Annotated in this window: 5 protein-coding genes; all 5 read right to left on the reverse strand. The window is 57.9% G+C overall.

The features are described from left to right. Nucleotides 1–606: 606 nt before the first annotated feature. Nucleotides 607–1,638 carry a class C sortase gene (locus G1C98_RS09390; RefSeq protein WP_417852311.1) on the reverse strand — a complete coding sequence of 344 codons (1,032 nt, stop codon included), beginning with the start codon at nt 1,636–1,638 and terminating at the stop codon, nt 607–609. A 1,037-nt stretch (nt 1,639–2,675) separates the two neighbouring features. Further along, the gene (locus G1C98_RS08240) at nt 2,676–3,542 is read right to left on the reverse strand and encodes a hypothetical protein (RefSeq protein ID WP_169080747.1); all 867 of its coding nucleotides are present in this window, start codon (nt 3,540–3,542) and stop codon (nt 2,676–2,678) included. 330 nt (nt 3,543–3,872) lie between these two features. Then, nucleotides 3,873–5,852, reverse strand: coding sequence for an isopeptide-forming domain-containing fimbrial protein (locus tag G1C98_RS08245; RefSeq protein WP_169080748.1), 1,980 nt, complete (start codon nt 5,850–5,852; stop codon nt 3,873–3,875). A 131-nt stretch (nt 5,853–5,983) separates the two neighbouring features. Continuing rightward, nucleotides 5,984–11,161, reverse strand: coding sequence for a SpaA isopeptide-forming pilin-related protein (locus tag G1C98_RS08250; RefSeq protein ID WP_169080749.1), 5,178 nt, complete (start codon nt 11,159–11,161; stop codon nt 5,984–5,986). Between the two features lie 805 nt (nt 11,162–11,966). Then, the gene (locus G1C98_RS08255) at nt 11,967–12,923 is read right to left on the reverse strand and encodes a class C sortase (RefSeq protein ID WP_169080750.1); all 957 of its coding nucleotides are present in this window, start codon (nt 12,921–12,923) and stop codon (nt 11,967–11,969) included. Nucleotides 12,924–12,952 lie beyond the last annotated feature (29 nt).

Here is a 12,952-nt window from a genome sequence, read left to right on the forward strand (position 1 = left end):
CGCGAACGAATGGTCGAACCGCCGCTACCTGGACATGTCCCGGCTCGATGACAACCTCGTGGAAGCGAACTGATCATCGCGCCATGGACGGCCATGATCCAAAGTGCGCAACTTTTCGGGCACTACCGGCGAAAATCGCAACAACTGTGACCCAGTGACAATAACTGTGACTGGAGTGACGGAATCTGTCACCCTGGTCACAGTTGCGGTCACGATCACCTCGTGTTGTTGTCACTCCGGTCACAGTAATCCCCGGCCGCAAAGGCAACCGTCGCAGAGACAACCATGCAACCGCAGCAACCGCAACCCCGCGTCCAATACATCCAGTCGGGACATGTCCGTTACGGGGGGGCACGTCCGTTACGGGGGCACGTCCATTACGGGGCACGTCCATTACATCCAGTCAGGCCATACCCGTTACAGCCAGTCGTCAGCGTCCGTTACATCCAGTCGCCCGCACGCGTCACACACCGCGCTTCACCCGCACGCGTCACACACCACCTGTCACATCCAGTCGGGTCGTACCCATTACAGCCAGACAACCACAACCGCGCGTCCATTACATCCAGTCAGGCCGTCCATTACATCCAGCCGCACCCGCGTCCGTCACAGCCAGTCGGGCCGGCTTCCGGCGTGCTGGATCAGCATCCAGCGGTCGCGGTTCGGGGCGAGGCAGCCGAGCCACAGCCACACGGCCAGCACGCATCCGCCCGCGACCAGCGCCACGCGCACGGCGATCGCGCGCACGTCTTTGGGTGCGGCGTCCGGGTCGGGGATCGGGTGCGGGATTTTGCCGCGCAGCCCGGAGACCAGCAATCGGTGCGTGTTCACGCCGTATGGGGTGCAGGTCATGAGTGTGATGCGGTCTTTGCCGGGTTCCACTTTGAGTTTGCTCACGTCGCTGGGTTCGATCACGCTGATGCGGTCGACTTTGTAGCCGAGGGTTTCACCCATCACGTCGATGTAGATGTAGTCGCCTTTGCGTAGTTCGTCGAGACGGGTGAACAGTTCGGCGTTGACGAGGCCGCGATGCCCGGTGAGTACGGTGTGGGAGTTTTTGCCGCCGGCGGGTAGTGAGGTGCCGTAGAGGTGGCCTACGCCGCGGGCGAGCGCGTCTTCGCTGGTGCCGTGGTAGATGGGGAGGTTGACGGAGATTTTGGGGATGCGTACGGTGCCCATCACGCCTTCGCCGGTGTCGAGCAGGCTTTGGTATTCCTTGTCTTTGGCGGCGAGGGAGTCGTCTTCTTTGGAGGTTTTGCTGCCGCCGCTTTCGCTGGCGAAGGGGTCGTGGGCTTCGCCGATGACGCTTTGGCTGGTTTTGGCGAGCCGCTGGTTGTAGGCGCGGGCGGCGGCGAGGGCTTCTTTGGCTTTGGGGTAGGGCCAGCCGGCGACGGTTTTGGCGGATTGGCTGGAGACGTTGTTGGCTTGGTGTTGTTCGGAGGCGCGCATGGCGAATGGGGTGCCGATGACCAGGGCGGATACGGTGATGAGCAGGATGGAGAGGATGCCGAAGAAGTTGGAGCGGCGGGTTTCGCGGCGTTCGGCTTTGCGTTCGGCGAGGCCTTCCTGGTCGGTGCCGGTGATGTGTTCCCATGTGGTGAGGGTGAGGGGTGTGGTGGCTGCCGGGTTGGGGGTGATGGTGGCGGTGAGTGGGAGTGGCGTGTAGAGGGATGGGAGTATGGGGCCGTTGGGGTTGGGGCTGTGGTCGGGGTCGGGGGTGGTTGGTGCGGCGATGGGGTTGATGGGGGTACCAGGCGCGCTGAGTGTGCTGGGTGTGTTGTGGTCGGATGGGTCAGTTAGGTCGGCCGAATCGGATTCGGACGGGTCGGATTCGGACGGCTCATCATCAACAAACGTTGATGCAGCAGAGGCGTCGGAGCTGGACTCGGCGGAGCTGTGCTCAACAAACGTTGATGCTTCATTCCCAGCGATTCCAACGGTTTTCGAATCGCGCTCAACAAATGTTGATGCTGCGGCAACGCCAACGAGCGGCTCAGCGTCACGTGATTCACCATCAACAAACGTTGATGGTTCGGCACTGCGTTCGGCGTCGTCTGCATCAACAAACGTTGATGCGGCAGGCTTGGAAGTCACATGACCGGCCGCGTCCAGAGCGACCTGGGAAGGCATATCGCCATGCAAGTCATCGCGCAACCCGCCGCGCACATCACCGCGCGAATCAGCCGAAGCGCCCGAAACATCCAGGCCAGCCGAGTCGCCTGAATCAGTTGGCGAATCCGCAGCGGCGGATAATCCCGGCACGAAGCGTGCAAGCAAACCGCACAGGCGAGATGCCACGTCGCCTACGTGGCGCGTACGCTTGCCGCTCATATGCACTCCTCTGCGGTGTGTTGCGCCGCCTTCGCCGGCCGCGCTCCTTTTCCCATGCACCAATCTAGCGCACGTTCCTTGGCGCTCCGGCAGATGGCGCGCACACCCGCGACAAATTCGCCGAGTCCGACTCGGTGCCTACGCCCTCACTTGAAGAAGCACACTGGTGAACACAAAAGCCTGCCTGCATTGAAAGTCGGCTTCATGTCGTCGGGGACTCAGTCCCCTTAGGTGTAGAGCGGGCTTTCGCTATATCTTCTTCCACTCTTCTTCCGCCATAACCAAGCCGTCTAGTCGGCATTACCAATGGCGACCAACAGCAACCTACAGCTATCAGACAACGACTAATACGCTCTGGGAATCGGATTCTCCGTCAGGTTTCTGAATCGTCGAGCGAGAATATCGATTTGCTTGTCCATAGCCGTGGTATCGCACGACTGTTTCGTAGTGCCGTCCCGCTTGGTGTCGCCGCCTCGGCGTCTATTTCTAAAGGAGGCGTCGAAGAAACGCATATCGGTTTTTGTGTAGTCGCTCACGGCCCGCTTTTCACGCAGCAAACTGTATGTACAGAGCAGATCTGCTACTTGGAATAGTTTGTATTGGGATGGGCTGACTTTTTCTTTGAAGACGAGCTCATCTTCGACAACGTTACGGTTGAACGATTCGTGGATTAAATCGCCCAACCATTTCTGCCCGTTATCGTAATACACCTTTATGGTGTCGAAGGTACGCAGGCTGTCACGATTGTTGCAGATGAAATCGTCGAGCCAATCCCGGATTGCGTCCTCCATGGTTTTACGCCCTGATTCCGGCATTTGGCACTCGCCGTTGCGCGCGGGATTGGGGTCGCAGTATTGCCGGCGATCAATAATGCAGATTCTTCCAGATATGCCTACTTTTGCACAGGCATTTGCAAAATCAACGGTTTTGTTGAACAGCTTTCGCCGCTCCTGAAGACTAAGCGGCTGGTACGGGCGTTCGCCTCTGATCAGGTTGTACGAGTGCAGGGCATGGTTCCTGGAAATGCATGGGATTTTCATGTTTTCCAGTCCGTAATTCAATTGATCTACCAAACCGGAGATATCAGCATGCTGGTTGTGGAACACCAAACTGACCACATAGAAGGCGTCCTTGCAACTGTTCAGCTGGCATGGCGCTGAAAGTTCGCCGGACTCATCGATGAAGATGCTAAGCTCGCGGTTTTTAGTCATAGATAGAAAGTATATAGGGCGGGGATATACCCCGCCCTTGGAGGGACCGAAAGATCAGCCCCGGATTCGTAACTTTTTGCAAAAATGAATTAAATGTTCAATAAGCAATAAACAAAGTATACGAACAGTTGCTAATTATTCCATAATTTTGAAATACCGCAAATCGTTCCGGCGAGTCTTTGGTGTTCAGCCGTCTTGCTTGCTCGGGGTGAGAATAGACGCACGTGTTGGTGACTGAAATGAAGCGAGGGGTGGAGACGGCGGTCTCCACCCCTCACGGGTTACTGGTGAGCTAGAGGGGTGCCACCGTGGTGACACGGCTCCGGCTTATCAGATGCGCACGGCCCTGGAGTTGGACTTGCGGGAACGAACCGCAGCAGCCACGCCAGCGCCAGCCAGCAGCACGCCGGCCGCGATCACGGCCACCAGACCCGCACCACCGGTCATAGGCAGCTCGGTCAGGTTCTTAGCGTTCTTCACGTTGATGGTGAAGCTGTTGCCATCTTCTGCCTGATCAATACGGGTATCCGACTTTGCGTCAAGGCTGACCTCTTCTTCAGTCAGCTCATAGTCACCCCAAGTAGTAGCACCATTCGGCTTGCTGGAAGTGTCCTGCTGATACACGGGGGTAATGGTGATGTCGAAGCTCGGCAGGTCAAAGTTGGTGTAACCAGTCGCGGCCGAGGTTTCCTCAACCGTGTAGGTTCCCTGCTTCAGACCGTCGAAGCCGGTGACATTGCCATCCTTATCGGAAATGAACTTGGTCGCCTGGTCTTTGTTTGCAGTTGTGGTCCATTCGCCCGAGTCCGACTTGACGAGATAGTTGCCATCCTTTTCCGACACCACGAAGGTGGCGCCGTGCCAGTCGTCGCCAGCACCTTCAGGCTTGGTCAGAGCGGTACCGTCCATGTTGGTCTTGTTCAGCTTGAACTTGAAGGTGTACACGTTGACTTCGCCGCCGGGAATAGTCTTCGCGTCATTAACATCGTCGAACTTGTTGGAGTAGGTCAGCTCGACCTTGTTCTTGTTCGGCACATTACTGGTCGGAGTGGAGATCTTGGCGTCCTTGTTGAGCTTGGCCTTGACAATGATGGTCACGGTTTTGCCGTAGTTGTTAGCAACAGCATCAGAGTTGACATATGCGCCCAGATCGATAGTGGTCTTGGTTGCATCGGCTGGGTTGCTATCGTCGGCAGTCTTGCCATCATAAGTAACCTTTGTGGAGCTATCTGTGCTGTATTTTTCACTGGTCAGAGGGGTATCACCGACCTTCACGCTTTCCACTCCCTGAATAGTCAAGCCCTTTTCAGCGGTATCGGTCACGATCAGCTTGCGGCAATCCGCATCACCAACGGAATACGTGGAGCACTTGGCGTAGGAAGTGTAGTCCGGGATGACGGTGGTCAGCTCGTAGTAGATGTCGTCACCGATGTTGTAATCCGGATTGTCGACGGACTTACCCTTCGCGTCCACGACCTGCTTGGCGATCTGCGGCTGGCTGGACTTGAGGCTGACCTTACCGACCTTGTCGCTCTTCACCGAATCCTTAGTTGAGTCAAGCATCGCTTCGTTCGGAATGGTGGAGGCGACCAGAATCGGAATGGACTGCGTGGACTTCGCGCTGGACGGGTCAGCAGTGGAGGCGGTTTCACCGGCATTAGTGGAGGCCAAATCGGTGGTCTCAACCAGCAAGTAATAGCCCTGATTGACAGGGTTCGAATATCCCGTCGAAGAAGACTTCAGAGGAGTCTTACCTTCTGCAGTAGCATATTCCGGATTCGTCAGATTCTTCTTCAGCGCGTTGGCCAGCTGGCGCAATGCGGTACTGTCCTGCTTCGACCAGTCCGTCAGCTGAGTCTTGCCACCCGTGGTCTTGTCGGACACGTTCGCCATGATCCAACCCATCGGATTGTTCTCAGCGGTATCGTCGGCGCTGACGAAGTAGTTATTATCCTGCGAATACAGTTCATACAGGCTCTTATCCGTATGCACATCATCCTTCACCTCCTTCATCGCCGCTTCGATTTCACTGGTGTGCGCCGGATCGGTCGCCATCTGGTAGGTGAAGCCGGCTTCGGCCTTCGTGTCAGAAGCCGCGGCATAGAACCAGCCCAAGTGGTAGCCGCTGAACTGGTGTTCAGCGGTATCGCCGCCAGCGTTGGTAATGGTGATGGTGCCTTCAGCCGTTTGGGCTTCACTTGTTATTTCACCGCTGCCGCCACCGTCAGCAGCCCAAGCGGAGCTGGCGCCGAGAGCCATGCCGCTGAGTGCGATGCCCAGGGCTGCGAGCCCTGAGATCACTCTCTTCATGTTCGTGTTCATTTCTTTTTCCCTTTCGTGTACGCCGCGCGTTCAACGTGTTCTGGTCATCGCACGGCTGGTACTACATCTCTTGACGCTTTGGGGGGTACCCCCCGCGGCATCGTTTACTGTATTGCTGTTCATAGACGAGGCTGTGCATGTGGTATTGCCTTCCGCCGTGAATGCTTCCGCGCCATTGCGCAGATGCCGGCGAGCAGAGCAAGCCCGCCGCCCACAGCGAGAATGTCCCTACCTGTCCAATCACCTCCCGTCATTGGAATAGCGGTTGCTATTACGGTCTTCTGGTTCACGATGCCGCCAAGGCCGATCACAAGATTGACCCGCTGCATCGCTCCCGAAGAAGTCTGGTTGTGTGCCGCATCACCGGTCTCGGCCTTCGTTGGCCCAACCGTGAATGCCGTCTCTTCCGCTTTTGGAGTATACCCCCTTGGCGCGGCGGTTTCCACAAGCGTGTACTCGCCCCACGGAAGCTGCCTCAGCGTGAACTTGCCAGGCGTGGGATCCGAGTCGTTCCAAGTGTTTTTGCCATCTGTGCCGGTGTTTGCGCCCGTGCCGCACAGCGATTGCATGCCACTTGTTGTGCAATCGATAACATCATACGTTTGCTCATTTGCAAGCTTTACGTATACGCCTTCCGCGGTATCGTATGCAGCTTTTTGCACAAGTCGCCATTGGGAACCGGCAAGCAGCTTGGTTTCGTCGTCACTACCGACCTTCTGCCACGTGACCGTGCCGAGCGTACGCGCGTTCGCAATATCTCCGATAGCGAACATGAAGACCTGCTGGTCGTAATCGACCTGCTTGGTGGAGATCGTCGCGCCGGCGGTCGTGCCTGTGGCGCCGGTGGTTGTGCCAGCAGTCGTGCCGTCCGCATCGCCGACCGTGTTCTGATACCACTGGCCGGTCGTATCCGCACCTTCTGCGGGACCGAACGTGAACGTGCGTGTGGTGGCGTCAACCGTGTAGCCTTCCGGCGCTGTGCTTTCCTTAAGCTCATACACGCCCCAGCCCAGGCCGGTTACGGTGAACTGGCCCGCCGCACCATCCATATCCACGTATGGCGTGGCCTCTGTGGCCAATTGCGTGGAGCAGTCGTTGATGACGGCGCCTTGTGCGTCCGTGCTTTGCCCGTTCACGCAGTCGGTGATGGCGTGCGCGACCTTATCTGCATCGGCAATCTGCGAATACGTGGCTTTACCGTCCGCACCCCACGCAAACGATTTCACCTTGGTGATCGACCACTCCGTACCGCCGAGCTTCACTGTCTGCTCGCTGCCGCCCGCGGTCTGTTTCACCTTCGTGACCTTGTTCCACGTGACCGTGCCGGTCATACGCGTATTCGGCACCTTATTCACGCCCGACGTGCTCCCCGATTGCAGTGCCGGATCCCATGTTGTGGAGCCGTCCGCCTTGATGGTGACGGTATAGCTTGCCGCTGTTCCCGCGAAACCATTCGGTTCCACGACCTCGGTAAGCGTGTACGTGCCCGCTTCCAGATCCACAATGCGGAAGCCGCCCACGGTGGCGTCCATGTCGCACCGGCCATTGGTGTCACCGCACGAGTAGATGGTTTCCGTGGCAGTATCGCCTGTAGTGCTTGTACTGCCAGTGGAACCCGTGTTGTCTGCGGTGACGGCAGCGCCGGCAGCGCTGGTGCCGCCCTCCCCCGACTGTACGGCCGTGCCCTGCGCCGACTTGCGCTGTTGCGCCGTAGCCTGCGCAGCGGCCTGCGTTGTGGTCTTTGTCGTGGTCTGTGCAGATTTCTTCGCCGTAGCCTTCGCGCGGGTCTTTGCGGCGCTCTTCGCTGTACTCCTCGCGTTGCTCGCCTCGCATCCGCTTGGCGCACTCGTCTGCTTCGTGCTGTTGCTTTCCACGCGCAAGCTCGTGTAGCTGCCGCCCGGGAACTGGAACACGTCGCCATTCGGATCCACACCGTTGGAGCCGTACCACCGGCGATTATTATCCAGCCGCCCGTTGTCGCGGAAGTAGTAGCCGTAGTTCTCCTGCACCTGGTCGCGCGGAATAGTCGCCACCACATACTCGCTGTTGCAGACGGCCTGAGTCATCTTCGCTGTGGCATAGTTGCCGTTGCTCTTCTGCTGGTAGGCGAGCCAATATTCGCCCCACGAATTGTTCACCGCACCGGTTTTGAAATACACGGTCAGCTGCGAGCCGTCACGCACCGTCACCGTGATGCTCGCCGTGGCACCACCCGCCGTGCGCACACGAATAGTGGCCTTACCAACCGCGAGCGCCTTGAGTGTGGCCGTGGTGTCGGTGCTACTGTCGCTGCCTTTTGCCGTGACCGTGGCGACGCTGGTGTTGCCGCTCGACCAGGTGAGCGTGGTGTTGCTCGGCGTTTTGTCGGCCGCGAGCGTGCGCGTCTCGCCTTTGTTCATGCTGATGGACGTGGTGGAAGGATTGATGATCCGTACCGTTTCCTGCGTGGTGGGCGGGGTGATGGAACAGCCGGAAGGCATGCCATTGGTGAGGGTGCCGGCGGAGATATAGCTGTCGTAGTTCACACTACCGCTCAACGTGAGTTCGGCGGCATAGTCGTGGGAATAATTATGCGGGTCCTTGTTGTTGTTATCCCACAAACCATTGGAGGAATACACATCAAATTCAATGGCCTTCTTGTCCGGATTGCTGAAGGTGATCTTCCACCACTCGTTGCAGCCGGAGGCCTCCATGGAAAGACCCTTCACCCACGTTGTTCCGCCGTCCAGCGAATACTGGAACGACGGCGTGGTGTTCTCCCCAAACACACTCTTCGGGTAGTACACCGTGGTGGTGGCTTTGGTTTCTGGCCTGCTTTCACCCGTAACCGTCACCGTCATGCTTGCGCACTTCGTGACGTCCATTACCGAGCATGCCTTGATGGTGGTTGTGCCCGCCGCGATCGGTGTGACCAGTCCGCTGTCCGCGTTGACCGTGGCCGCGCCCGCATTCGAACTCGTCCATGCAACCCTTTGCGGCAAGCCATCCGTGGAACCGTGTGCGTCGGTTACTTCAGCGGTCAAATCGGCGATATCCGTAGTCTTCAGGTCAATACTGGCCACGTCTTTACCGTTGTACTTGATCGTCACCTTCGCCGCGCTCTTGGTGGTGTCGGTGATGTGGTAGGCCACGCTGCTGCCCTGCCTCTGCAGCTTCCACACCGAGCCTGCGAGCGTTTTGCCCGTGGCGTCCTTGTCCACCTTCGACCAGCTGAGCTCAATGCCCTTACTCTCGTTAATGATCTGATCGTTCGTGCCGGCGCTCTGCGTTGTGACCAGCAGCTTCTTGGACACGTCCGTGATCTCCGTGCCATTCGAGTCGTAGACCTTCGTGATCTTGCGCGCAGTAACGCCCTCCATGCCGGCATTGATGGCGTAAATGTTGCTATTGAGCCGATGCTGTGTGTCGTTCGTAGCCACCTCGCGCAGATAATACGTGAGCGTGGCGGTAGAGTCGGACGGGTTGAGACCGCTCACCTCAAAATGGCCGTCATTCTGATTATCCTCGTCGCCATACTGGCCGTCCGTAATCCTCTTCAACGCCTGCGTCGGGTCGTTGCTCTTAGCGGCCTCCAGCGAACCGTACACCGCCCACGTAGTGCCTGCGAGCAGCGTGTGGCTCGTGTCGTCCTGCACCTTATCCCACGCCAACGTGGCGCACTGCGCCGTGTACGAGCCATTCCACGGCAGATTATGACGCTCCTGATCCATATCAATCGCCGACGCGGTGTGGCTGCGCTCGATATTGACGATTGGAGTACCGTTTTGTTCCACGGTCGTCGGGTTGTACATGGAGAAATCCCCGCCAACCCACACGCGGCCGTTCGTGGACACATGCGATTCGAAACTGCCGTTCGGCACGAGAATGCTCCCCAGGAAGCCCGCCGCAGAATCGTCGGTCATGGTCAGGTTGGCCTGACTCCAAATGCCCTCACTCGTCTGTTCATCCAAAGTCGGCGTAACAGTCATATGCCCCTGCGCTTGGCCACCGTAAATGGTAAGGCTCTGCGCATCGGCGAAATTCCACATGATCTGCTGCGCATGCTTAGCGTAATCATTGCTCGTGTATTCGCCGCCAATGTCAGTGTTGTTATCACCCCAGAAGAAACGCCACCCGTTGTGGAAGGAAACAGTACTGCCCGTCACATTGATCACCACGGACGCGGTGTCGGGAATATTCACGAACTTGTAGCTGATGCCCTGATTGCCCGACAGATCACTCGCCGGAACGTTGAACACCTGCAACGCCGCCTTACCATTGCCCGTGAAAGTGATCAGCTTCTCGCTCACACTGCTGGCCGTGAACGTATACGTTTTCTTGTTGGTCTCATAGTCGAACTTATGGCGTTCAAGGTTGCCGTTATATGTTCCCGTAGTAACCGTGCCGATATACCGGTTAGTGTCCGAAGGGTCGGTCGAGCCTTGCCCCACAGTCACCATGTTCTTCGACATGGTCTTGATGGTCTCGCCGAACCCCATGAACGTTTCGCCCGTGGAGCCGATGGAATCATCGGTTTTGCCGTACTTGACATTGGATTTATCCACCGTCGTGCCAGTCGGGCTCTTGCTGTAGTCGTATACGCTAATACGCTGATTCCAACGGATCTTATTGACGTTGCCGGAACGCTTCCCATAGAAATCATTCGACGTGCCGCCCCACAGCGTGGTCGTCGCGCCGGCAATATTGGCGATATAGGACTTGTCGTCATCCTCCATCTTGCCGATCCAGCCGGCGTTGCCCCACGCCTGCACACTGTTGGCATCGCTCAAACCAGTGTCAGTGCTGTCGCCACGAACCTCCAGCACCGACTGGCCCTCCTTCGGGCGGAAATTAGCACCAAAGCCCACCACACCGAAACGAAAACCCTTGTAATTCGTGGCTTTGCCGTTCTTATCATATTCGGCCCACGCGTTCTTAATCGGATGCAACAACAGCTTGCCCTTCACCGCCGTCAAACCCTCGGCCTCCACGGCATACGAGCCATCCGGCCCGTTCGTGGACATCATGTGGTCGTTCTTCTTGCCCACGTACATGTTGCCGCCAACATACGTGGCAATACCATCATCAACAGTGCTGGAACCGGTACTCGGACCAAGCGGCATGGTCTTACCCGTACACAAGCCGGTGGTGGTTTGCTCGTTGGCGGTGGTGACAGTGCCGTCATTGGCAAGCGTGGAAATGGCATTGGCGGCGAGCGCGGGGGCGGCGATCAGCGATGCGGTCACCCCGAAGGCAATGATGGCAGCACAAAGCGAGCGAACGCGCCTGCGCAATGGCTGGCTCGCGTTCGCCGGCATGGCAAAGCCTTTCGGCCGGTCTGCGTGCTTCATGGTTCTCTTCCCGCGCGCACACTATTGTGCGCTGTTGTATACTCCTGGCTGCCTTCCCCACGTGGGTTGCACATGGGGCGCATGCTGTTATGTTCTGCTACTCTGTTGTGCTCTGTCTTCTGTTGTCGCGTCTCTCCTGTTGTGCCTTTCCATGCCGCATCAACATCCCCGTCTCCACGAATCACCACCTTGCAAATTCGCGCCGGCAATGATGTTGGCGCATCATCAAAAAGGCACAATCCAGCTTAAACGCTTTTCCATCTTTTGACAAAACAACATGCGCCACAACGGGGGTGCCGTTCGGGGGTATAAGCAACAAAAGTGCCAAGGCCGCTCATCTGGCCGGTTTTCATGACGCATTGACGAGCACCGCGCGGCCTGCTCTTAGTGCGTTAGGGGGAAGCCTTCGGGGGTGCTCGGAAGAGGAGCGGCAAGCGTGGAATTTGTTGAGGGGCAGTGGGAAGACGATTACTGCGGGTAGCGTGACAAATTCTGTGACGGGAACAACAACCACTGTGACCAGTACGACAAAATATGTAACCTCCGTCACAGAAGTCGTTACTAACCACGCAGAAAACGAATCAAGGGGCCAAAACGAGACCAAAGCGAGACCGAATAATCCGATGATCAGGCAGGATCAACCGGTTCCAGGCCGTCTAAGCCACCCAGTCCAAACAGTCCAAACAGTCCAAACAGTCCAGACAATCCAGACAATCCAAACAGTCCAGACAGTTCAGACAGGCCACCTCGACCCCTCGGACGCTCCACTCACCTAGCGTTTGCTGCGATGCTTGGGACTGCGATGCGTGGGACTGCGATGCTTGGGGCGTGACTTGCGGTAGGCGCGCCCGGAGTTGTGCGATCCGGTGGATTCGCGGGCACCGCGGCTGCGCACGAACCAGGTGCCAAGCGCGATCAGGGCCGCGAGCACCAGCAATGCCACGATGATCGTGGTGAACACCATGGTGGTGGGATCGTCGTAGCGCGTGTTGTCGGGCGTGGCGGGGTTGGGGATGCGATGCCCGCGCACGAGCAGTCGATGCGAGTTCACGCCGTATGGGGTGCAGGTGACGAGTGTGGCGAAGTCAAGCTGCGTGCTGATGTTGAGCGCGGTCAGGTCGCTGGGCAATACCACTTTGATCTGGTCAACCTGGTACGTGTAGGTTTCGTCGAGCACGTGGAAGGCGAAGGTGTCGCCTTTTTTGAGTTCGTCCAGGCCGGTGAACAGGCGGGCGGATGGCAGGCCGGTGTGGCCGGAGACCACGGCGTGCGTGGTGGGGCCGCCGACCGGCAGCGAGCTTCCCGCAAGATGACCAACCGCGACCTGCAGCACGCCTTCGTCGGTGCCGTGGTAGATGGGGAGTTTCACTTTGATGCGCGGCACGGTCACGTAGCCCATGATGCCTGTGCCGGTGATGTCGAGCGTGTTGTTGTACTGCTCTTGTTGGGTGGCGTTCATGTGCCAGCGGTCGCTGGCGGCGGCGAGTTTGAGATTGTAGGCGTGGGCGGCGTCGAGGAGTTTTTTCTTCTCCGCTTTACTCATGTCGTTGGTTTTGGCCACATAACCGGCCACCGCGTAGGACTGGTGCATACGATTCCACCAGTCGGCCACGGATGGGTAGGCGATGAGGCCAAGTCCGCCGATAAGCACAATGACAAGGAAGCCGATAAGCATGTTCAGGCCGAGGTTGTCTTTGTTGCGCTTTTTGCGGCGCTCCACGCGGCTCATGGTCGCTTCAGGAGATTCAGAAGATTCGG

Origin of the sequence: Bifidobacterium erythrocebi (assembly GCF_012932675.1) — a bacterium.
Lineage (GTDB): Bacteria > Actinomycetota > Actinomycetes > Actinomycetales > Bifidobacteriaceae > Bifidobacterium > Bifidobacterium erythrocebi.